Below are 22,570 nucleotides of genomic sequence, written 5' to 3'. Positions count from 1 at the left end.
TGGTGTGGTGGCGCGTCAGGCGCGTTGCGGGGAGCGGGCCAGGAGGCGCAGGGCGGCCTCCGCCGCGTCGAGCCCGGATTCGTGGGCGGCCTCATGGGACGCGAGGTTGTCCGGCCCGACCCGGCGGGCGTGCAGGTAGGAACCGGCGAGCAGCACCCTGCTGTCCCGGTTGACCAGGCGGCGGGTGTCGTCCTGTTGCAGGTTCCGCAGCCGGGTGTCGACCACCGGGTGGCGGAACCGGAACTCCGCCAGGACCGGGTCCGGAGTGCCCACCGGGTCCATGCTGAGGAAGTAGTCGTTCTCCGCGCGGAAGCGCTGGAGCGCGTTGAGGTGGTAGGTGGCCCACGAGGCCCGGGCCGGGGCGGGGGCCTCGCCGGCGGGCGGGACGGCGAAGTTCAGCGCTCGCCACTGGCGGCGGTCCGCCGGCATCTCCGTGGGGTCCTGGTGGAGGACGACCCTGCTGTCGCGATACCGCACGGCACCCAGTACCTCGACGGCGGGCAGCGGAGCGGCGAGGAGGCCGAGCGCCTGGTCCGCGTGCGTGGCGAGCACGACGGCGTCGAACCGCTCGGCGGGGCCGTCGGTGGTGAGGTCGACGCCGTCGCCGTCGGGCCGGACGGCCCGCACCGGGCACTCCGTCCTGAGTTGGACCCCGGCGTCCTCCAGCGCGCGCCGGGCCGCCGCCACGTAGGTGCCGCTTCCCCCCACCACCGTGCGCCACCTCGCTCCCTCCGCGCCGAGTCCGTGCCCCCCGTGGGCGAGGCTGAGCGCGAGGACGGCCGAGGTGGGCGCGTCCCAGATCACCTCGGGCGGCAGGGACCAGGCCGCGCAGGCGAGCAGCACGGCTGGCCCCCGGCGGAAGGGAGCGCCGTAGCCGTGCTGGTCGAGGTAGTGGCCGAGCGGCAGGTCAGCCGCGCCCCGCACCAGGTGCCGGGGTGCCTCCCGGAGGAACCTGTCGGACTCCTCCCACGCCGCGGCCCAGTCGCCCGGGCGCTGTTCCGGGTCCGGCTCGTCGACGAGCACGGCCTCGCCGGTGCCCCTGACGAACCGGCACATGCTCAGGGAGGCGACATGGGAGTCGACGCCCAGTTCGGCGAGGAAGGCGGAGTACTTCGGATAGCTGGCCTCGTTGTACACCACGAATCCCACGTCGAGACCGCGACGCTCGCCGTTTTCGAATACGTCGACGGTGCGCGCGTGCCCACCGAGGTGCGGGGTGGCCTCAAAAAGGGTGATGTGCGCGTGGCCGCGCAACCGATAGGCGGTCGAAATTCCGGCCGCCCCGCCGCCAACAATCGCCACCTTCGCCATCCGCACCGCCGTTCGGTTCGCCTTCGCACGGTTCTCACCGCACCCGCCACGTACACAGACCAGCGGGAGTCCCCACTGGATACACATCGGACGCGGAAATTCCTCCGTCCCGTGGGTCGGGTCCCGATCGGGAGCGACCGGCCGGGGATGGGCGGAACCGGCATCGGGAACCCGACGGCCCGCGGGCCGGCCGGGAGGCGGGAACGGCGTCCGAGCACCGCTGCCTCACCCATCCCCACCTGGGAGTATCACGCCGTGTACCCGTTCCTACTTCCGCTCCCCCGTCTCACCACCGCCACTCAACCAGCCACCATAACCTCGTTACGCAGAGCACCGGGGGAAGTGGCTTCACGCGACGAACTTCACCCGCCGGAATGAGGTGACACCATTGACGCGCGAATTCCCGCGCTCGTTCCGGCCGCCGGAAGTTCGCCGCGACGCACTGCCCGTCAGGCTTTCGGGTGAGATTCATCAAACGGCGCGGATGAGCCCCCGAAGGATGATCACTGACCCCGCGCAATCCCGACACCACCCACCCATCAGGTGAACTTCCCGGACCGAGGACCGGCCCGTGGTTTCACCCGGGGCGCGGCGCGGCCCTTTCCGCACGAAACGAACACCGTCCCACCGTGGGGACGTGTCGATGGGCTGATCGGCTAATGTTCTCCCGTTGGTGTGAAGCGTTGGGGGCTCCGTCTATGAGTACCAGTGACCGCGACGGGTACGGCGTCCATTCCGTCCCCCGGAAGGAGCCGAAGAAGGGTGACGAGGAGAGCATCGAAAGGTTGGTGCGGCGTTGCAGGGCGGGAGATCGTCTCGCCTGGTCGGAGGTGATCTGCCGGTTCAGCCCCGTGGTGTGGACGGTGGCGCGGTCCCACGGGCTGTCCAGACCGGACTGCGAGGATGTCTGCCAGCTGACCTGGCTCCGCGCGGTGGAGCACCTGGACTCGATCCGGCAGCCGGAGAAGCTGGGGGCGTGGCTGGTGACCGCCTCCCGGCGGGAGTCGCTGACCCTCCTCGCGCGTCGTGGTCGGCAGATCCCCTTCGGAACCGCGTCGTTCCTGGAGGGCCGGACCGACGGCCAGGCCACCCCCGAGGAGAGCGCCCTGCTGCACGCGGAGCACTCCCAGGTCCACCTCGCCTTCCAGAGCCTGCCGGAACAGCACCAGGCGCTGCTCAGCCTGCTCATCGCGGACCCGCCGCTGCACTACGACGAGATCAGTCGCACGCTCGCGATCCCCCGTGGCTCCATCGGCCCCACCCGTCGCCGTCTCCTCCAACGCATGCGGGATCTGATCGACGATCTCCAGGGGGTGCTCACCTGAGGTGCCGGTTCCGTCCCCTGTTGGGGCGGAGCACCAGGGCTCCGTGCCCGGGCAGGGAGATCCGGTCGTCGAACCCGGCGCCCGTGAGCACGTCCCGCCACGAGCCGGCCACGGTGATCTCGGCCGGGCGGTCCCGGTGGTTGAGCAGGAAGAGCAGGCCGGCCCGTCGGACGACCTCCACGCCGGGGGGCAAGGGGCCGGCGGGCGCGTCCACCCCGGCCCGCGCACAGGCCGCCGCCACCAGGCGCCGCAGGGTCTCCTGGTCCGGACGGGTGCCGACGTACCAGGCGAGACCGGTCCCGTGCCGGTTGCGGAGGATGACGGGCACACCGTCGAGCTCCCCACCCCGGACCGCCGCCACCGGCTCGGCGGTGGTCGGTCTCGTCCGGTCGACCCAGAGATCCGAGGAGAAGTCGCCGAACTCGGCCGAGGCGCACCGCACCCGGGTGCCCTCCGGTTGGGGGCAGAACTCCTCGACGCGGAGGCCGAGCAGGTCGAGGAACGGCGCGGGGTACCCCCCTGTCCGGACCCGGTCGAACTCGTCCACGATCCCGGAGAAGAAGCCGAGGACGACGTGCCCTCCCGACCGCGTGTAGTCGACGATCGCGCGTGCCTCGTCGTCGCGGACGAGGTACAGGTTGGGCACGACGACCAGGGCGTACGCCGTGAGATCGGCGTCCGGGGCGACGACATCGACCGTCAGCCCCAACCGGTTCAGCGGTTCGTAGTAGCGGTGGAGCTGGTCGAGGACGTCGAGATCGTTGGACGGGTGCGCCTCCTGGCTCGCCGCCCACCAGCTCTCCCAGCTCAGGACGCAGGCGACCCGGGCCCGTTCGGTCCGCCCCACGACCTCCGACAGCCGCGCGAGGTCGGCTCCGAGGTCGCGGATCTCGGTGAAGATCCGACTGTCGGGGCCGCTGTGCGGCACCATGCCGGAGTGGAACTTCTCCGCTCCCCCGGTCGAGGCGCGCCACTGGAAGAAGCACACCACGTCGGCTCCGCGAGCCACGGCCTGGAGTGACTGGACGCGGGTCAGGCCGCCGGGTTTGGTGGGGTTGCGACCGCGCCAGTTGATCGCTGCGGCGGCCTGCTCCATCAGTGCCCACGGCCGGCCCCCGGCGAGCGAGCGCATGAGGTCGAAGGCCAGCCCCGAGGACACGTGGGCGTTCTCGTCGCCCGGGTCCGGGTACCAGTCGAGGGAGACGACATCCTCCTCGGCCGCGAACCGCCGGTAGTCGACCGGTACCCAGGTGGCCAGGCCGGGGAAGTTGGTGGTGATCGGAACGTCGGGGGTTCGCCGCCTCAGCAGGTCGCGCTCCAGGGTGAAGCACTCCAGCAGGGCGTCGGAGGAGAACCGCCGGAAGTCCAGCTGCTGGGTGGGATTCCGCAGGTAGGTCGTGTCCCGGGGTGTCCCGATCTCGTCCCAGTCCCCGTAGCGTTGGCTCCAGAACGCGGTCGTCCACGCGGCGTTCAGGGCGTCCAGGTCGTCGGCGTACCTGGTTCTGAGCCACCGCCGGAAGTGCTGGGCGGAGACGTCGCAGTGGCAGGTCTCGCAGTACTCGTTGTTCGCGTGCCACATCCGCAGCGCCGGGTGGTCGGCGTAGCGGTCGGCGAGGTCGCGCACGATGGCTTCGGCGTACCGGCGGTAGGTCGGGGATGAGGGGCAGAAGTGGTTCCGGGACCCGACGGCCATCCGGCGGCCGTCCTGGGCGACCTGGACGGTCTCGGGATGGCGGTGCGCCATCCAGGGTGGCGGGGTGGCGGTCGGGGTGGCCAGGTTGACGGCGACGCCGCCCTCGTGCAGCAGGTCGAGGACCCGGTCCAGCCAGCCGAACTCCCGCGCCCCTGGGCTCGGTTCCAACCAGGACCAGGCGAAGACGCCGACGGTCACGACGGTCACACCGGCCTCGCGCATCAACGCGACGTCCTCGGCCCACACCTCCTCGGGCCACTGCTCGGGGTTGTAGTCGCCCCCGTAGGCGAGGCGGCCCCGGGTGAGCTTCGCCAGTCCTGGCATGGTCCTCCGTTCCTCTCGTCAGCCCTTGACCGCTCCGATGATCACGCCCTTGGTGAAGTGCTTCTGCACGAAGGGGTAGACCAGGAGCACCGGGAGCACCGCGATGACGACGACCGCCATCTTGACGGCCAGGGTGGGGACGGGACCGCCGGCGACGGTGTCGGTCGGCCCGGCCCCGGGGATGGGTATGCCCTCCAGGACGTAGGTGCGCAGGATCAGCTGGAGCGGCCACTTCCGGTTGTCGTCGAGGAACAGGAAGGCGTTGAAGAACGCGTTCCAGTACCCGACACCGTAGAAGAGTGCGATCACCGCGGTGACCGCCTTGGACAGCGGCAGCACGATCGTCCCGAGGATGCGGAACTCGCTGGCCCCGTCGATGCGGGCGCTGTCCATGATCTCCTGCGGGATGTTCATGAAGAACGAGCGGAGCACGATCAGGTTGAAGGCGGCCACGGCCGTGGGCAGGATCAGCGAGGCGTAGCTGTCCAGCAGCCCGAATGCCTGCACGGTCAGGTAGGTGGGGATGAGGCCCGGTCCGAACAGGAAGGTCAACAGCACCAGGAACAGCAGGGGCCGGTGCGCGTAGGAGTCCCGCCGGGACAGGCCGTAGGCGGCGAGGATGGTCAGGGTGGTGCTGAACAGCGTTCCGACGAGGGTCACCCCGGTGCTCACGAGCACCGACCTCGTCACGACCCCACCGGAGAGGATCTCCTGGTAGGCGGCGAGGCTGAGGCCATCGGGGACGAGGACGAGCCCGCCGGCCCTCGTGATCGCCTCCTGGGGGGACAGGCTGGTCAGCACCACCACGTAGAGGGGGAAGAGGACGGCCAGCGCGATGGCGGCGACGAGGACCGCCTTGGCGGCCTTGCCGAGGGGCCCGGGTTCCTCCTCCCAGGCCGCGCGGCCGGCCCGGCGGGGTCCGCGTCGAGCGGCGGTGGGTTCGGACACGACGGTCATCGTCGGGAGTACACCCCTTCCTCACCCAGCAGATGGGCCACCTTGTTCGCGCCGAGGACGAGCAGCAGCCCGACGACGCCCTTGAACAGGCCGGCGGCGCCGGCGTAGGCGAAGTCCCCGTTGACCACGCCCTCGTAGTAGACGTAGGTGTCGAGCACCTCGGAGGCGTCCGCGCCCACCGCGCCCCGTTGCAGCAGGAACTGCTCGAAGCCGACGGACAGGGCGTCGCCGAGGCGCATGATCAGCAGCAGCACGATGACGGGGACGAGCGCGGGGAGGGTGACGTGCCACATGCGCCGCCACCTGCCGGCGCCGTCGACGGCGGCCGCCTCGTAGAGGTTCTGGTTCACCGTGCTCAGCGCGGCCAGGAAGATGATCATCCCCCAGCCGGCGTCCTTCCAGATGCCCTCCGCCGTCACCAGGAGGACGAAGGTGTCGGGGTTCGTCATCACGTCGAACGGCGTCAGCCCCTGTTGTCGCAGGAAGGTGTTCAGCGCTCCGGCTCCGCCGAGCATCTGCTGGAAGAGCGTGATCACCAACACCCAGGAGAAGAAGTGGGGCAGGTAGACGACGCTCTGGATGAACAGGCGGATCCGCGCGCTGAGGAGGCTGTTCACCAACAGGGCCAGCAGGATCGGTACCGGGAAGTAGAACACGAGCTGGAACGCGGTGATGTAGAGCGTGTTCAGGGTGGCGTTCCAGAACGCCGGGTCCCCGAACAGCCGCTGGAAGTTGTCGAAACCGACGAACGGGCTGTTGAGGATGCCCACGAACGGCGAGTAGTCCTGGAAGGCGATGACGTTGCCCAGCAGCGGCAGGTAGTGGAACGCGCCAAGGACGAGGATCGCCGGCGCGGTCATGAGCAGCAGGGGCCAGTCCCGGCGGAGGCGGCGCCGGCGGTCGGCTCGGCGCCGCTCCCTCGGTGAGGCGGAGGACCGCGTCGCCGTGGTGTCGGAGTCCATGGTCGGTCCGCTCAGCGTCCGACGTCGCTGAGGGCGTCGTCGTAGAACTCGCGCAGCTCGTCACCACCGTCGGAACGCCACCGGTCCATGATGGAGTCGAGCTGGTCGAGCGGGGTTCGGCCGCGCAGCAGGTCCTGGATCTGGTCGTCGAGCCGCTGTTCGAGGCTGGTGAGCCGGGGAGGCTCCTCGATGTGCAGCCCCTCGTCGATCTTGGACACCTTGTACTGGGCCGCCGCGACCTCCCAGTCGTAGCGCGCCTGGACGTAGCCGGGGTACTGGGCCTGGGCGATCGAGGGCGGCGGAGCGCCCAGGAACCCGTAGGTGAAGGTGACCTCCCGGCTCCCCTTCGCGTTGAGCTGGGGTGAACCTCCCTCGCCCCGCTCGCTGTGCACGCCCTCGACCCCGTAGTTGACGAGGTAGTGCTCCTCGGTGCCGATGGGCGCGGCGCAGAAGTTGAGGATGCCGAGCAGCTCCTCGATCCGTTCGGGTTCCAGGTCGCCCCTGATGAAGGTGGCGATGCTGGCGCCCTCCTCGGTGAAGTAGACGGGGTCCCCGCCGTCGTGGGAGAAGGGCGGTATCGGCCGCATGTCGAAGGCGGGGTTGCCGGGGAGCTGCCGGGCCAGCGCCTCGTGCCAGGAACCGAGCCCGTCGACCATCATGAGCATGCTGCCGTTCTCGAACAGCTCCTTCTCCTGCCCGGTGTTGCTCCCGGCGACCGTGGGGTGCACGTGGCCGTCGGCGAAGAGGGCCCGCATGAAGGTGAGCGCCTCGCGGAACCCCTCGGTCTCGGCCTCGTTGACGAGCCGTCCGGAGCTCTCCCGGCTCCAGCCGGGTACCACCCCGAACATGCGCTTGACGTCCAGGAAGAGGTTCCCGCAGGCCCAGCGGTTGCGGTTGGGGTCGGTGATCTGCTCGCACAGGGCGCGGAGCTCGTCCGCCGTCGTGGGCGGGGCGAGCCCCAGCTCCTCGAACAGGTCGTGGCGGTAGAAGCTGGTGACGGCGAAGAGCTCGGCGGGCGTCGGGACTCCGAAGAGCCGGTTGCCACGTACGCAGTAGGCCCAGGCCCGGGTCGGCAGGTTCGCCAACATCGGGTACTTCTCGACGGCGTCGCCCGCGAGGTGCTCGGTGAGGTCGGCGAAGACGGTGCCGACCGCCTCACCGAAGCGGGGTGGCACGTCCCAGTCCGGGATGACGGTGAGCTCCGGGAGCTGGTCGCCGGCGAACATGGCGTTCAGCTTCGCGGCGTAGTCGCTGCCGTTGACGATGTTGAACCGCACCCGGGCGCCGAGCCGCTCGTTGACCGCGTCGTAGTAGTCGTTGTCCGCCGGGGGGATGGGCCAGAAGGCCGGGGTCATCGCGGTGACCTCGCCGCCCGTGCCGGGTGCGTCGGGTACACCCCGGACCAGTTGGGCCGGGTAGCTCAGGTAGCCGGGAGCGGCACCGAGCCTGCCGGGGAGATCCGGGGCGACGAACTCGACGGGCACGTGGTTGGGGAGCACCGCGCCCATCGCGTCGGGGTCGGAGACGGCTCCGGTGGGGGATGCCCCCGGGCGGGATCCGCAGGCGGTGAGCAGCGGGCTGGTCGCGGCGAGGGCGGCTCCCGCTCCGAGGGCGGAGAGGAAGGAGCGGCGGCTCCAGGTGTGGTGCGGTGTGCGTCTCATCGTGGGCCTTTCGGGCTGTGCCGGCGTGGGCCGGGTCCGGTTGCCGGGGCGGGTCGGATCACGCGGCGGGCGGGTCGGTGGGCGGACACCGGGAGGAGTGCCCGAGGGGAGGTCGTCGGGCGGGAGTCGCCGGTGTCGCGGGCGGCTAGCCGGGTAGGGGGGCGCGGCCGCAGCTGCCGCGTTCGACCAGCCGGGGGGTGAGCAGGGTGGCGGGGGCGACGCCCTGCCCGGCGAGTTTCGCCATGAGCAGTTCGACGGCTCGCTGGCCGAGGTCCTCGGTCGGGATCTGCACCGAGGTCAGCGGTGGGAAGACGCGGTCGGTGACCTCGTCGGGGCAGATGGCCACCACCGAGACGTCCTCGGGGACACGTCGTCCCCCGGTGCGGAGCGCGGCGAGCAGCGGGCTGATGGCGGACTCGTTGTGCACGACGACCGCGGTGAGCCCGGGGCGTTCGGCGAGCAGCGCCGCGACCGTGCGCGTGACCTCGGCCGGATCGGTCTCGCAGGACCGGGTGGTGGCGTGGACTCCTCGGCGCAGCGCCGCGTTGGTGAAGCCGGCCATCGTGCGGTGGGCGAAACCGGTGTCCCGTTCGTAGACGGCGCGGGGGGCGCCGAGGAGGGCGACCTCCCGGTGCCCGAGGTCGGCGAGGTGGTCGACGCAGAGCGTCCCCGCCGAGGAGAAGTCGAGGTCCACGCAGGTCAACCCGGTGGCGTCGGCGGGGAATCCGATGAGGACCGAGGGCTGGGGAAGGTCGCGCAGCAGTGGGACGCGTTCGTCGTGCATCTCCACGTCCATCACGACGAGTCCGTCCGCCATCGCGCTGGCGGAGATCCGGTTGATGCCCGAGACCCCCTGGTCGCCGGTCACCAGGAGCACGTCCTGGTCCCGCTCCCTGGCGGCGGTGACGACCGACAGGACGAAGCGCATCGCCACCGGCACGTTGACCCCGGTGCGCAGCGGCAGGACCAGGGCCACCACGTTGGCGCGGTTGCTCGCGAGGGAACGAGCGCCGGCGTGGGGGTGGTAGCCCAGGAGTTCGATGCTGTCCCGGACCTTCGCCCGGGTCCGCGCGGAGATCGCCCGCCTGCCGGTGAGCACGTAGGACACCGTGCTCGGGGCGACTCCGGCGTGTTTCGCCACGTCCGCGATCGTGACCACGACACCTCCATTGGTGGTGAGCCAAATCACATTGAAGCGATTCGATTGCCAGGACGTTACGGATCTCCCCTGTCGGGAACAATCCGACGTCTGGCCTATCCGAGCAGGTCGAACGAGGGAGCGAGTGGCTGGCCGGGGGACTGGCGCGACGCCGGGCGGGGCGTTCCGCGCCTCAAGCGGCCTCGTCCTCCTCCGGGGGCCGGAGTTCGAGCAGCAGCGCGTGGACCACCGCGTCGCCGTCCGTGAAGACGATCCGCAGTTCCGCCACGCCGGCGTCCGTCTCGACCTCGGCGTCCAGGACCGCGTCCCGGCTACCGGGGGGCACGGTGAGCGGCACGGCCGGCGCACCGCCGACCCCGGGGCGGAACTCGATCCTCGCCCCGGCCGCCCCCGGTCGACCGCCGGTCTCCGGGGTGGACGCCCGCACGGTGATCCGATGTCGGCCGGCGGGGAACGAGACCCGGTGGAAGGCCAGCCAGGCCCCGTCCCGTCCCGCGACGGCGGTGCCCGAGAGCGGCGTGTCCGGCACCAGGTGGACACCGCCCTGGTCGTCGAAGGAGTCCGCAGCCGTCCAGCGACCGTGCAGCACGCGCGGTGGGACACGCTCTCCCAGGACGAGCAGGGAGGTGGTGGCCCGCTGGTCCGCCGAGGACGCTCCCACGGAGAACTCGTGCTCGGCGTGTTCGACGGTCCACCGGTCCGACGCGGTGTTCCAGGTGGCGAGCTCCTGCGCGGCGACCACGAACTCGACGGTGCGGCGCTCGCCGGCCCGCAGGCGCAGCCGGCGGAAGCCCCGGAGGCGTCGCCGGGGTTGGCGCCAGCACGACGTCAGGTGGCGGGAGTAGAGCTGCACCACCTCGTCACCGTCGCGGTCGCCGCTGTTGGTGACCTCGACGCTCAGCGTGACCACCGCGTCCGGGGCGAGGGTCGAGGTGTCGGCGCGCAGCGGTCCGTAGTCGAATCTGGTGTAGGAGAGCCCGTGCCCGAAGGGGTAGAGCGGCTCTCCCCGGTGGTACAGGTAGGTGCTGGCCGCGCTGATGATGTCGTAGTCGAACGGGTCGGGCAGGTCCCGGGTGCTCCGGTACCAGGTCTGGGGCAGTCGCCCTCCCGGCGAGTGGTCACCGAAGAGCACCTCCCCCAACGCGGTCCCCTGCTCCTGCCCGCCGTGCGCCGTCCAGAGGATCGCCGGCACCCGTTCGTCAGCCCACGGGATGGCCATCGGGTAGCCGCTGACGACGACCAGCACCGTGCGGGGGTTGGCTCCCACCACCCGCCGGAGCAGGTCCTCCTGAACGGGAGGGAGCTCGATGTCGAGGCGGTCCTCGGTCTCGCGACCGTTGATGTGCGGGTCGTTGCCGAGCACGACGATCGCGACGTCCGAGGCGGCGGCGGCGCCCTCCGCCCGCCGGGCACCGGAGTCGACGACATCCACCAGGAACGCGGTCGCCTCCTGCTCGTCCTCCCCGTCGGCGGTGAGCACGCCGTCGGGATCGCACCGGACCCACCTGTCGAGTGCCCGGTTCCGCAGGCGACGGGTTCCTCCCGGCCCGGCCCGGAGCTCGAAGGTCTCCCGGACGACCCACTCTCCCGGCGTGACCCGGTCGTTGAGGAGGTGGCCGTCCGGATGGGCGGCGACGTACCGCGCGTTGGCCACGGCCCGGAGGGTCACCGCCTCGTTGCCCCAGTCGAACAGGTCGAACAGGGCCTCGTCCGACCGCGCGGTCTCCGTCGCCACCGCGAGCCGCAGCGGGGACGTGCCCGTCGGGTCGGCGCGTACCTCCCGGCCATCCGCGGCGCGGAGCGCGACCCGGTCCACCGCCTCCACGGTGGTCACCTCGCCGTCGAAGGCGGCCTCGATCCCGGCCGACGGTGTGATCCGGTAGGGCAGGGTTCCGCTGTACCAGTCCTCGAAGAGCGTGTCCGCGTGCCACCCGATGACCGCCAGGCGGCGGATCCGGTCGCGGTCCAGTGGGAGGGTCTCGTCCTCGTTCCTGAGCAGGACGAGCGCCTGGCGCGCGGCCTCCGCCGCGAGGTCGCGGTGGGAGGGGCGGTTGATGACCTCCGAGGTGAGCCCCGCGTAGGGGTTGTGCTCGGGCGGGTCGAACTCCCCGAGCCGGAACCGGACGGCCAGCAGGCGGCGGACCGCGGTGTCCACGTCGTCCTCGGTGATCAGCCCGCGGTCGAGGGCGGTGCTCAGCTGCTGGATGGTGTGGTCGGAGTCGCGGTCGTGCTCGGTGAAGCTGTCCACCCCGGCGCGGAGCGCGGCCGCGAACCCCGCGGGGTGATCGGGCAGGTACCCCTGGGACCCGGCGATGTTGGAGGGTGCGTAGGCGTCGCTGAACACGGCCAGTCCCGGGCCCGCCCACTCGCGGAGGGTGTCGTTGATCAGGGGTGAGAGGTGGGCGGGCCGCCCGTTGACCAGGTTGTAGGAGGGCATCACCGCCACCGCCGCACCGGCCCGCAGCGGGATCTCGAAAGCCGGCAGCTCGTACTCGTGGAGCACACGGGGACGCAGGTCGGACGAGGTGGTGTCCCGGTCGGTCTCGTTGTTGTACCCGAGGAAGTGCTTGAGCGTGGGCGCCGTCCTCCAGTACCGGGGGTGGTGGCCCCGCAGCCCCGCCGCGTAGGCGGTGGCCAGTGTTCCGGTGAGCAGCGGGTCCTCCGCGTACCCCTCCTCGTTGCGCCCCCACCTCGGGTCGCGCAACGGGTTGACGACGGGTGCCCAGACGTTGAGCCCGCCGCCCCGGTCCGGGTTGTCGTGGTGGAAGCCGCGAACCTCGTCGCCCACGGCGGAACCGATCCGCTCGACCAGTTCGGGGTTCCAGGTCGCGCCCAGCCCGACCGCCTGGGGGAAGACGGTCGCCGGCCCGAGCCAGGCCAGGCCGTGCAGCACCTCACCACCGGTGCGGAACTCGGCCATGCCCAGCTCGGGCACGGCGGGTTGGACCTGGTGGAGCAGGGCGATCCGGGTGCGGAGGTCCAGTCGACCGAGCAGGTCGTCCACCCTCACCGGGATCGGGAGCTCCGGGTCGAGGTAGGCCCGAGATTCGCCGCCGACCGGTTCCGGGTCGCGCCGTTCGTTGGCAGCCACTCCTGACCTCCGTCCGCTCCGTCGCGTCCGCGTCGTTCCACGCCCACTGGTTCCGGCGGATGAGGCGCCCACCAGTCGAACATTCGACGAATACCCTGTCGAACGAATTCGAAGCGCTTCGATTCCACCGCTACTCCGGCGGATTCGCGAATTCGATCGGCATGAAACTGGCACAACCGGGCGAGGCCGTCAAGAGTCGTCCCGCAATTCCCCCGGCCGGTTGGGCGGCCTCGTTGACTTCGGGAACTCGCGGACTACCGTGCCGCGCTCGCGCACGGCGGAGGTGCCGGCACTGCGCCGCCCGGCCCAGTGACCGTCCCGGCGCGGCGGGCCGCACTGCTCCGACCGGCCCTCCTCGTTCGACGACAGCGCCGCGGCCCCGCCGGGCACGGCGGTACCGGCGCACGGCCGGATCGGGCCAACCCCGGCGCCACACTGGCCAGGGGTCGGGCTCGGGGCCCGCCGCCGTGCGCACGCCCCACCCGAGTCGTGACCTGCCCGGGGACGAACGTCGTGTCCCGCCGGGACCGCCTCGGCGACGGGGACGTCCCCTGCCCCGCGCGGAGCCACGTCGCCGGATCGCCGTGGTGGGGGCGAGCGCGCGGAGCGCGGTTCGACCGGCGCGTGATGGGACGAGCTCGGTTCCCCGTGCCGGGACCACCTACCCCACCAGCTTTCCGAATCGGAATCCCCCTGCCTTTCCGAATCGGATTTCCCTGCTTTTCCGAATCGGGCACCCCCGGCGGGGAGTTCGCCGATCCCATTGGCGTTCACACCGGTTCTGGGTCCCGCACGGAACGTGCGACCCAACCCCGAGATTGGATCACGAAATCATCACGAATGGAAAGCGGTGTACCCGGCGAGCGACTCCGCGCGAAATCGCGACCGCGGCCCCGTTGCCGGGTCCCTCGAATGGTCCGGGGCGCGGGCCGCCGACCGACCGGACGCGCGCCGCTCGGTATCCCGGACCGTCAGCGCTCTCGAACGAACAGCAGACCGGACCGGCCCGGAGCGGCCCGGAACCGGCGGGCGAGGAGGCGGGCTCCGACGGGCAGCCACACCGCGAAGGCGGCGTTCTCGGTCGCGGCCGAACCGTACAGCAGCAGGTCGACGGCGAGCGCGCGCACCGTGCCCGTGTAGACAGGGCCCGCGACGGCCCCACCTGGGGCACGCCAGCCACCGCTGCCCGTTCGCCCACGCACGGCCCGTCCAGTGCCCTTCCGACTTCCTCGCGGCACGGTGTCCCGTCTCCTTCCGCTCTCGCCGGGCGGGACCGGCTCGCGGCCATCGTGCTGGAGGCGTGGTGGACACCACAAGCGGGAAATGTCCACGGTTCGTCCGTGGTCGGTGGTCATTTCGGCGGTACCGCCAGCCCCACCCCCCGGACGCCTCGCTCATCGGGTGCGGACGCACCGACGTCGAGATCGGGTCAGGGAACGACGATGACGTACACGTGCACCGGTAGACCGTCCGGGAGGAAGAAATTCCCGTCGGCGTCGGTCATCTTCCATTCCGTCAGGCTGTGCCCGAGGGACCAGGGCGCTCGCATCGGCACGCTGACCAGAGCCGTCTCGCCGGGTGCGGTGGGTGGGATCGGAACGCGCCGGGGCGCCTGGCACGAGTCCGGGTCGTCCGGGCCGAGGCGCTGGAGGTAGCGGTGCCGCCAGAAGACGCTCCCGGTGTTCGCGAGTTCCCAGATCTTCACGAAGTCCTCGCCCCGGTGCACGGTCGTGCCGTCCGGGTAGTTCACGTCCCTCCGGAGCTCGGAGTCGTCGCCTGGCACGAGTCGTCGGGTCGTGCTCAACGGGTCGCGCACCACCGCCTCCAGGCCCGGGGTCCCCGCACCAGCCGAGGGGAAGGTCGTCGTGGTGATCTCGATCCCCAGCAGCGCCCCGGCGCGCAGCGCCCAGGTCGTGCGGCGGGGCGCCCAGCTGGGTAGCCAGCGCGTCGGCGGGGACGGTGCCTCCTGCGGCACGGCCGTGCGGGCGGGTACGGCCTGGCCGGTGGCCCGGCGGTCGGGAACGCGCAGGGCGGCCGCCCCCAGTACCGGGGGCTCGCACGCTGGCTCCTCGTCCAGGCCGTCGAGCCGGGCCCGAGCGCGTTCCCAACGGCCGCGCCACTCGGTGAGCACCTCCTCGGCGTCGCGTTCCAGGACTCCGACGGCGAGGCAGCGAACGAACTCCCAGGTGGTCTCCCAGGAGGGCAGTTCCCGGCCTCGGGCGGCCGCCGACAACGAGGACTTGCAGGCCACCGCCCCGAGCCGGCCGCTCATCGCCTCGAAGGACGGATCACCGGCGCGCTGCTTGAGCTCCCAGAGCCGTGCCGCGAACTCCGCGACCGGTCCGGCGTTCGGGTCCGGGGTGCGCGGTTTGCGTCCACGTTTGGCCATCGGTGCGTGATCACCCGCTCCACTGTCCACAGTGTCCCGCCAGGTGCCTCCGGCGGGCGTCCGGCTGACATCTTGCAGACCTGGTCTCCGCTGTTCGGCGCACCCGCTGGTTGATCACCCGATTCCGCACCCGTACCACCCGGTCGGGGTCCTGGCGGACGAACGCCGGAGGCGGACCGGCTCCGCTGTTCCGGCGGGCGGGCCAGGACCGGGGCCTCCGGGAGGGCGAGGGGCCCGTCGACGGGAACGACCGATGTTCGCGCCGGATGGGCGGCGGGGCAAGATACCCGGGGGCACCGGACGGTCGACGGCACGAGTTGCCGATCGCCGGTGCTGGAACGAGCATGGTTGCGGCAGGGCGCAACCGACACCGGAGAGGGCGGTCCATGATCTCGGCCGTATCCAGGCGGGACCGCCGGCACCTGCCGAGGGCCGTTCCCTCGGCCTCCCGCGCGGTCACCCGGCCCGCTCGCCGACCACGCCCCGCCGCGGCTCGGCTCGCGGACCCGGCTCCCCCGCGCACCGCGAACGGGCGCACGACCGCTCCCTCGGCGCGCGGCGTCGGCAGACCCGGGTGGGCCCGCCGGTGCCTCGGCGCGGCGGGCAGGACGCGTTGGGGCTGGTCGACCGGATGGACCACGCGGAACCGGACCGCGCGGAACGAGGAGGCGTGATGCGGACCGTTCCGGGACGCACGGACCATGTGGTCGTCGTGGGCGCCGGCCTCGCCGGCCTCTCCGCCACCCTGCACCTGCTGGGCGCCGGCCGGCGCGTGACCGTGGTCGAGCGGGACCCGCTGCCCGGTGGGCGCATGGGGTTGGCCGAGATCGACGGGTACCGGATGGACACCGGGCCCACCGTGTTGACGATGCCCGACCTGGTGGCCGAGCCCCTCGCGGCCGTCGGGCGCCCGTTGGAGTCCGTGCTGGACCTCGTTCGGCTCGACCCCGCCTACCAGGCGAGGTTCGCCGACGGCAGCGTGCTCGACGTGCACACCGACGGTGACAGGATGGAGCAGGCCGTCCGCGAGTTCGCCGGTCCGGTCGAGGCCGCCGGCTACCGCCGGCTCCGCCGATGGCTGACCGACCTCTACCGCGCCGAGTACGACGACTTCATCGACGCGAACTTCGACTCACCGCTGGACCTGTGCACCCCCCAGCTCGCCCGGCTGGTCGGGCTCGGCGCCTTCGGCAGGTTGGACCGCGCGGTGGGCCGTTTCCTGCGCGACCCCCGCCTGCGGCGGGTGTTCTCCTTCCAGGCGCTCTACGCCGGTGTCCAGCCGCGACAGGCCCTGGCCGTGTACGGGGTCATCGGGTACATGGACACCGTCGCCGGCGTCTACTTCCCCCGAGGGGGGATGTGGCAGGTACCGAGGAGGTACGCCCAGGTGGCGGCGGAGTGCGGTGCCTCGTTCCGCTACGGGGCCGAGGTCGCCGAACTGGTGAGGTCGGGGGGGCGGGCCACCGGGGTCCGCACCGCCGACGGGGAACTCATCCCGTGCGACGCGGTGGTCCTCACCCCCGACCTGCCGGTCAGCTACCGCCTGCTCGGCCGGACGCCCCGGCGTCCCGTGCCGCTGCGGGCCTCGCCGTCCGCCGTCGTCGTCCACGCCGGTTCCACCGGTTCGTGGGCCGACCTCGGCCACCACACGATCTCCTTCGGTGAGTCCTGGGCGGGCACCTTCGACGAGATCGTCAACAAGGGCAGGTTGATGAGCGACCCGTCGTTGCTGTTGACGAGACCGACCGCGACCGACCCCTCGCTCGCGCCGCCCGGGCGGGAGCTCTGCTACCTCCTCGCGCCCTGCCCGAACCTGCGCACCGGCCGCCTGGACTGGGACCGCATCGGCCCGGCCTACGCGGAGGAGATGATCCAGGTGATCGAACGGCGCCACCTGCCCGGGTTCGGGGGCTCCCTGGAGGCACGGCAGGTGCACACCCCGTCGCACTGGGCAGACCGGGGGCTCCTCGACGGTTCCCCCTTCAGCGCGGCGCACACCTTCGCCCAGACCGGACCCTTCCGACCGGGGAACCTGCCTCGTGGACTCGACAACGTCGTCCTCGCGGGGGCCGGCACCACGCCCGGGGTCGGCATCCCGACGGTGTTGGTGTCCGGCAAACTCGCCGCCGCCCGCATCACCGGGCTCGGCTCGCGGCGCGCACCAGGCGGGTCCGTGCCCCGTTCGGCACGGGCGCGGACGGGCCCAACCGACACCGGCCCCGCACCGCACCGGACACCCTGCCGGCCCGGGGCCCGATCCCGTGACCCGGAGGGAACTGGTCGCCGCCGGTGTGACGGACCCGGGTCTGCACCGGGCGTACCAGCGCTGCCGGGAGCTGCACGCGGCGCACGGACGGACCTACTACCTCGCCACCCGGCTGTTGGAACCGGCCCGACGGCCCGCGGTGCACGCGCTCTACGGCTTCGCCCGGCTGGTGGACGACGTCGTCGACGACCTGGAGGGGATGCGGGACCAGGCGGCCAGGGCGGCGGAGCTGTCCGCGTTGGAGGCGGACCTGGTGACGGGGTTCCGATCCGGGCGCAGCGAACACCCCGTCCTGGCCGCCGTGGTCGACGTGGTCCGGCGCTACCGGATCGACACGTCCTACTTCCGCGACTTCATGCGGTCCATGCGGATGGACCTCACCGTCGACAGGTACCCGACCCGCCGGGCGCTGTCCGTCTACGTCCGGGGCTCGGCCGACGTCATCGGCCTCCAGGTCCTGCCGGTGCTGGGCACGGTGGTCCCCCGGGAGGAGGCCGCTCCCCACGCCGCCGCCCTGGGCACGGCTTTCCAGCTGACCAACTTCCTGCGCGACGTCGGGGAGGACCTGGACCGGGGCCGTGTCTACCTCCCCGAGGACGAGCTGGCGGAGTTCGGTGTGGACCGCGACCGGCTGGTGTGGTGCCGGGCTCGGGGCTGGCCGGACCGGCAGGTGCGCCGGGCGTTGGCCGACCAGGTCAGCAGGACCAGGGCGGTGTACCGGTTCGCCCAGCCGGGCATCGCGATGCTCGACCCCGTGTCCCGGCCCTGCGTGGCGGCGGCATTCACCCTGTACGGCGAAATCCTTGACCGCATCGAGGACCGTGACCACGACGTGTTCTCCGGCCGGGCGCGGGTGACCCGTCGACGACGACTGGCGGTCGGTCTCACCGGGATGGGGAGATCCCTCCTGGTCAGGGTCGCCGCCCGCGCCGCCCGGTCAGCCGGTTCCGGTGGCCGGTCGGGTGGACCGGCTCCCTCGCTCCCGCCCTCCCCAGAACAGGCGCGGGTACCGGTGAGGCGGCAAGGTTCGTCACGGAGCACCGGGTCGCCGACCGGCGTGTGACGGTCGGCGACCGGGGTGCCCAGGCTGGATGTCGGCAGTGACTCGGAGGCGACACGTGACCCCACCCGTGACAGGCCGTCCAGGACGGGACAGGAAGGCGACGCGGTACGAGGCCCCGCCCGGGTACCCGGACACCGGTCATCTCCGCCAGCGGCCCCGGGTCGCGGTGGTGGGTGGCGGGATCGCCGGCCTGGCCGCAGCGGCCGCGCTGTCCGAACGCGGTGTCGAGGTGCGGCTGCTGGAACGGGAACCCCAGCTGGGGGGCCGGGTCGCCGGCTGGACCACCACGCTGGCGGACGGTTCGGTCGCCGGCATGAACCGGGGCTTCCACGCGTTCTTCCGCCAGTACTACAACCTGCGGGGGCTCCTGCGCCGGGCCGACCCCGCGCTGGCGCGGCTGCGCCCGGTCGAGGACTACCCGCTGCTCCACCGGGAGGGGTTCCGCGACAGCTTCGCCCGGTTGCCCAGGACCCCGCCGTGGAACGCCCTGGCGTTCGTGGCCCACAGCCCCAGCTTCACCTTCGGTGACCTGGCGCGGTTGGGCACCAGGGCCGCGATACCGCTGGGCCAGGTGCGGGTGCCCCGCACCTACGGGCAGTTGGACGACCTGGACGCCGACGCCTTCCTCGCCCAGATCCGCTTCCCCAGGAGGGCGCGGCACCTGGCGTTCGAGGTCTTCTCGCGGAGCTTCTTCGCCGAGCCGACCCAGCTGTCGGCGGCCGAACTGGCCACCATGTTCCACATCTACTTCCTGGGATCCAGCGAGGGCCTGGTGTTCGACGTCGCCGACGACTGCTTCTCGCGAGCGCTGTGGGACCCGCTCGCGGCGCACCTGCGCCGGTGCGGGGCCTCGGTCCGCACCGGGACCTCGGTGGAGCGGGTGGAACGGGGCGGCACCCGGCGGTGGGCGGTCGTCCACCGCACGGGCACGGAACCGCCGGAAAGGACCGAGGTCGACGGGGTCGTCCTCGCGCTCGACGTGCGGGGCCTTCGCGCGGTCGTCGACTCGTCCCCCGACCTGGGAGACGACGACTGGCGGCGGCGCGTCGGGCGGTTGCGGACCGCGCCCCCCTTCCTCGTCTCCCGGTTCTGGCTGGACCGCCCGGTCCACCCGGCCCGGGCACCGTTCCTGTGCACCAGCGGTTTCGGGTGCCTGGACAACATCAGCGTGCTCGAACGCTACGAACGCACCGCCAGGGACTGGTCCCGCCGCACCGGTGGCTCGGTGGTGGAACTGCACTCCTACGCTCTGCGGGGCGAGCCCGACGTCGAGCGGCTCAGGCAGGGCGTGCTCGGCGAGCTCCGACGGGTCTACCCGGAGACCGGGGCGGCGGGCGTGGTGGACGAACGCCACGAGATCCGGGACGACTGCCCCCTGTTCCCCCCGGGTGGCTTCACGGACCGGCCACCGGTGCGCACCCCGGACCCGTTCGTGACCGTGGCGGGGGACCTCACCCGGGTCGACCTGCCGGTCGCGCTCATGGAGCGGGCAGCCACCAGCGGGTTCATGGCGGCGAACGTGCTGCTCGGCGAATGGGGTGTTCACGGCCACGACCTGTGGAGCGTCCCCCAGGGGGGCCGGTGGCCCCTGCTCGACCGCCTGGAGTACGTGCGTCCCGCGCCGCGACGGCACCGGACCGCCGCGCCCGCCAGGGCGGAGGTCGCACGGGACGCGGCGGTGCCGGTGCGGGAGGTTCCCGCCGGTCAACCGGGCCAACGGCCGGTGGAACGCAGCTCGTAGCGGCGTTCGGCGTAGTCCATGTCGTCCCGCCACAGCCGACGCGCCGTCATGTTCATGAGTGGGCGGACGAGCGGGGTGAGGCGGCGCGCCACCGCGAAGCCCCGCCGGTCCGAGCTGGCCACCGTCGCCTCGATCACCGCCGTCCTCGGGTGACCGGCGCCGTCCGGTGCCCAGGGCGTGGCATGCGTCTCCACGACGCTGCCCCTCCCCTCCCCCTCGGTGATCCGCATGACGATGGTCCTCGGTCCCGGGCAGGTGAAGGTGGCCTTGACCGGTACGCCGATCTGCCGGGACAACCGGAACGACACCTCCACGTCGAACCGGTCGGACTCCGGGTCCTCCGGGTCGGCGTCGACGGGGGCGTCGAGCACCCGCAGGTTCGCGAAGGAGTACGGGTGGAACCACGCCCCGTGCCACGGGTCGAGCCGGTTGGCGATCACGTCCTGTGGTTCGCAGCGGCCCACCACCGTGGTGACGGCGGCGATCGCGCCGGCCGCCGGGGGCCGGCGGGGGACGACGGGTTCCGGGAGCGGAGCCTCACCGCCCACCTCGTCGAGGCGGACCCAGGCGAGCACCCCGTCGTCGTGGGCCGGGTAGGGCTGCCAGCCGGGCGCTCCGCCCGCCCCCAACCGCAGGCCGTGCCACCGGCACACCAGTTCCCCGCAGTGCACGACCGCTTCGGACAGCGGAGCGCCCAGGTGGGGGCAGGTACCGGGACCGGCGCGCAACCGCCCGTCCTGGGTTCGCCAGCAGACGACCTCCACCCCGCCGATCGTCCGGCCCAGCGGAGCGCCACCGAGGGCGATCTCCCGGCTCGCGCCGAGCACGAACCAGTTGCCCGAGGGCCGGGCGAGCGCCCGTTTCAGCGCGGACTCGATCACCGAGGGCCTGGCGCCGCGCCACGTGCCCTCCTGCTCGGCCCACCTGGGGGCGCGCAGACGGCGGAGGGGGATTCTGGACAGCCACGACCCGGCTCGCGGCGACGTACCGACCACGACAGTGTTCACCTCGTTCACCTGGGGAGATCTGGCCCCCGGTGTCCACCGGGGACCCGGCCGACTCGACTGTAGGCGCGTCCGGATCTTCCCGCGCTTCTCGACCTCCCGCCGGGTGAGCACCCCCGGGTGATCCCGGTCCGTGGCCGCCGTCTCCTCGGGCGGTGCCGGTCGGTGGCCGCCGGGGTGGCTCAGTCCTTGCCGCGCGCCGCGCGGAACCGCCGGGCGGCGTCCATCAGGTCGACCAGGGGTGGGGGGTAGTCGCGACGCCGCAGTTCCTCCTCGCCCAACCGCCAGGGCTCGTGGATCTCGGGAGGTGCCAGGTCCGCGAGCTCGGGCACGTACCGGCGGACGTAGGCGCCGTCCGGGTCGTACCGCTCGGCCTGGCGGGTCGGGTTCAGCACGCGGTTGGGGCGCGTGTCGGTGCCGGTACCCGCCACCCACTGCCAGTTCATGTTGTTGTTGGCGATGTCCCCGTCGACGAGGAGCCGGAGGAAGTGCCGTGCGCCCTCCCTCCAGTCCAGGTAGAGCGACTTGGTGAGGAAACTGGCGGTGACCAGACGAGCCCGGTTGTGCATCCACCCCTCGGTGGCCAGCTGCCGCATGCCCGCGTCGACGAGGGGAACTCCGGTGCGCCCGTCCCGCCAGGCGGCCAGCTCCTCGTGGTCGGTGCGCCAGTGGTCGTTCCGGGTGCGGTAGTCGTTCCAGGCCGATCCGGGACGCGCGGCGAGGACCTGGTGGTGGAAGTCCCGCCAGGCCAGCTGCCGGAGGAACGCCCGCTCGCCGTCCGACTCCCCGACCCGCTGGGCGATCTCGGTGGGGGACACGCAGCCGAAGTGGAGGTAGGCCGACAGCCGGGACGTCCCGTCGCGCGCCAACCGGTCCTGGTCGCTGGCGTAGTGGTGGACCCCGTCGTCCAGCCAGTCGTCCAGCAGGCGACGGCCCTCCGACTCCCCACCCGTGGGCAGGGAGGGCGAGACGTCTCCGTCGACGAGGTCCGCCCTCCCCGGGATGCCACCCGGTCGCAGCGGGGGGAGTCGGAGCGCCTTCGGCGCGGGGTGGAGACCGCGGGTGTGGTGCTCCCGCCAGTGCCGGAAGTAGGGGGTGAACACCGCGAAGTGGTCACGGCTCTGGGGTGCCAGCTCACCGGGAGCCGCGACGGTGACGACGGTGTCGTGCACGACGAGTTCACGGCCGGCACCCGACAGGGCCTTGGACAGGCGACGCGCCCGACCGGTCGCGTAGGCGCTGACGTCCGCCGCGACGTGCACCGTGGCGGCGTCGAACCGCTCGGCCAGCCCGACCACCTCCCGGACCGGGTCGCCCCGGGTGATGAGCAGGTCGCCACCGAGCTCCCGGAGCTCGCGTCGGAGGTCCCGCAGGCAGTCCAGCAGGAAGGCGACCCGGTTCGGGCTCCGGTGACCTCCTCGGAGGATCACGTCGTCGAGCACGAAGACGGGTACCGCGTGGTCGGCCGAGGCCGCGGCGCCCAGCACCGGGTTGTCATGCACGCGGAGATCACGGGTGAGGAGCGCGACGGCGGTGGGCAAGGATCCTCCAGGCGACGGGGCCCGACCGGCGGGCCGGGACGTTCCGCCAGCCTGTCGGTCGGTCTCCCCGCCGGCCAGGCAGG

General features: G+C 72.3%; 14 protein-coding genes and 1 pseudogene. 4 read left to right on the top strand and 11 right to left on the bottom strand.

From position 1 onward, the window contains the following. Positions 1–15: 15 nt before the first annotated feature. Positions 16–1,302 (bottom strand): FAD-dependent oxidoreductase, encoded by a 1,287-nt coding sequence (locus tag G443_RS03130; protein WP_162147285.1) that lies wholly within the window; start codon positions 1,300–1,302, stop codon positions 16–18. A gap of 707 nt (positions 1,303–2,009) precedes the next feature. Between G443_RS03130 and G443_RS03125 the strand changes: the two genes are divergently transcribed. Continuing rightward, entirely contained in the window at positions 2,010–2,636 is a 627-nt protein-coding gene (locus tag G443_RS03125; RefSeq protein WP_026418108.1) for an RNA polymerase sigma factor, read from the top strand. Here the strand turns inward: G443_RS03125 and G443_RS03120 are convergent. From G443_RS03120 to G443_RS03085, 8 genes are all read right to left on the bottom strand, one after another. Further along, a complete protein-coding gene (locus G443_RS03120; RefSeq protein ID WP_026418109.1) occupies positions 2,629–4,653 on the bottom strand; it encodes a beta-galactosidase in 2,025 nt (674 codons plus the stop codon). The genes G443_RS03125 and G443_RS03120 overlap by 8 nt on opposite strands. Before the next feature lie 18 nt (positions 4,654–4,671). After that, a complete protein-coding gene (locus G443_RS03115) occupies positions 4,672–5,610 on the bottom strand; it encodes a carbohydrate ABC transporter permease (RefSeq protein ID WP_030105634.1) in 939 nt (312 codons plus the stop codon). Next, entirely contained in the window at positions 5,607–6,572 is a 966-nt protein-coding gene (locus G443_RS03110) for an ABC transporter permease (protein ID WP_026418111.1), read from the bottom strand. Before G443_RS03110 ends, G443_RS03115 begins: the two co-directional genes overlap by 4 nt. A gap of 11 nt (positions 6,573–6,583) precedes the next feature. Continuing rightward, on the bottom strand, positions 6,584–8,233 hold the full coding sequence (locus G443_RS03105) for an extracellular solute-binding protein (RefSeq protein ID WP_026418112.1): 1,650 nt from the start codon (positions 8,231–8,233) through the stop codon (positions 6,584–6,586). A 145-nt stretch (positions 8,234–8,378) separates the two neighbouring features. Continuing rightward, positions 8,379–9,392 (bottom strand): LacI family DNA-binding transcriptional regulator, encoded by a 1,014-nt coding sequence (locus tag G443_RS03100; protein ID WP_026418113.1) that lies wholly within the window; start codon positions 9,390–9,392, stop codon positions 8,379–8,381. Between the two features lie 172 nt (positions 9,393–9,564). Beyond that, the gene (locus G443_RS03095) at positions 9,565–12,483 is read right to left on the bottom strand and encodes a glycoside hydrolase family 3 C-terminal domain-containing protein (RefSeq protein WP_026418114.1); all 2,919 of its coding nucleotides are present in this window, start codon (positions 12,481–12,483) and stop codon (positions 9,565–9,567) included. A gap of 971 nt (positions 12,484–13,454) precedes the next feature. Beyond that, the gene (locus tag G443_RS03090) at positions 13,455–13,685 is read right to left on the bottom strand and encodes a hypothetical protein (protein ID WP_155886066.1); all 231 of its coding nucleotides are present in this window, start codon (positions 13,683–13,685) and stop codon (positions 13,455–13,457) included. 227 nt (positions 13,686–13,912) lie between these two features. Then, positions 13,913–14,872 carry an NBR1-Ig-like domain-containing protein gene (locus G443_RS03085; RefSeq protein ID WP_051313718.1) on the bottom strand — a complete coding sequence of 320 codons (960 nt, stop codon included), beginning with the start codon at positions 14,870–14,872 and terminating at the stop codon, positions 13,913–13,915. A 673-nt stretch (positions 14,873–15,545) separates the two neighbouring features. Between G443_RS03085 and crtI the strand changes: the two are divergent. The 3 genes and pseudogenes from crtI to G443_RS03070 all read left to right on the top strand — a co-directional run. Further along, a pseudogene (gene crtI / locus G443_RS03080) lies at positions 15,546–17,015 on the top strand (phytoene desaturase family protein); the annotation flags it as partial. 118 nt (positions 17,016–17,133) lie between these two features. Beyond that, positions 17,134–18,201: a phytoene/squalene synthase family protein gene (locus G443_RS03075; RefSeq protein ID WP_030105627.1), complete on the top strand. Its 1,068-nt coding sequence runs from the start codon at positions 17,134–17,136 to the stop codon at positions 18,199–18,201. Between the two features lie 28 nt (positions 18,202–18,229). Then, positions 18,230–19,942 carry an FAD-dependent oxidoreductase gene (locus tag G443_RS03070; RefSeq protein ID WP_372492945.1) on the top strand — a complete coding sequence of 571 codons (1,713 nt, stop codon included), beginning with the start codon at positions 18,230–18,232 and terminating at the stop codon, positions 19,940–19,942. Here G443_RS03070 and G443_RS03065 read toward each other — a convergent pair. Then, positions 19,906–20,949 (bottom strand): DUF5914 domain-containing protein, encoded by a 1,044-nt coding sequence (locus G443_RS03065; protein WP_245588732.1) that lies wholly within the window; start codon positions 20,947–20,949, stop codon positions 19,906–19,908. The genes G443_RS03070 and G443_RS03065 overlap by 37 nt on opposite strands. 179 nt (positions 20,950–21,128) lie before the next feature. Continuing rightward, entirely contained in the window at positions 21,129–22,487 is a 1,359-nt protein-coding gene (locus tag G443_RS03060; RefSeq protein ID WP_026418116.1) for a cryptochrome/photolyase family protein, read from the bottom strand. Positions 22,488–22,570 lie beyond the last annotated feature (83 nt).

Source organism: Actinoalloteichus caeruleus DSM 43889, from assembly GCF_000429185.2.
Lineage (GTDB): Bacteria > Actinomycetota > Actinomycetes > Mycobacteriales > Pseudonocardiaceae > Actinoalloteichus_B > Actinoalloteichus_B caeruleus.
The sequence above is the reverse complement of the archived record's forward strand: the minus strand, read 5'-3'. Positions and strand labels throughout refer to the sequence as shown.

Coding starts and splice junctions, on each gene's coding strand:
- G443_RS03125 (WP_026418108.1), top strand. CDS start 2,010: ATGAGTACCAGTGACCGCGACGGGTACGGCGTCCATTCCGTCCCCCGG.
- G443_RS03120 (WP_026418109.1), bottom strand. CDS start 4,653: ATGCCAGGACTGGCGAAGCTCACCCGGGGCCGCCTCGCCTACGGGGGC.
- G443_RS03115 (WP_030105634.1), bottom strand. CDS start 5,610: ATGACCGTCGTGTCCGAACCCACCGCCGCTCGACGCGGACCCCGCCGG.
- G443_RS03110 (WP_026418111.1), bottom strand. CDS start 6,572: ATGGACTCCGACACCACGGCGACGCGGTCCTCCGCCTCACCGAGGGAG.
- G443_RS03105 (WP_026418112.1), bottom strand. CDS start 8,233: ATGAGACGCACACCGCACCACACCTGGAGCCGCCGCTCCTTCCTCTCC.
- G443_RS03085 (WP_051313718.1), bottom strand. CDS start 14,872: ATGGCCAAACGTGGACGCAAACCGCGCACCCCGGACCCGAACGCCGGA.
- G443_RS03070 (WP_372492945.1), top strand. CDS start 18,230: ATGTCGGCAGTGACTCGGAGGCGACACGTGACCCCACCCGTGACAGGC.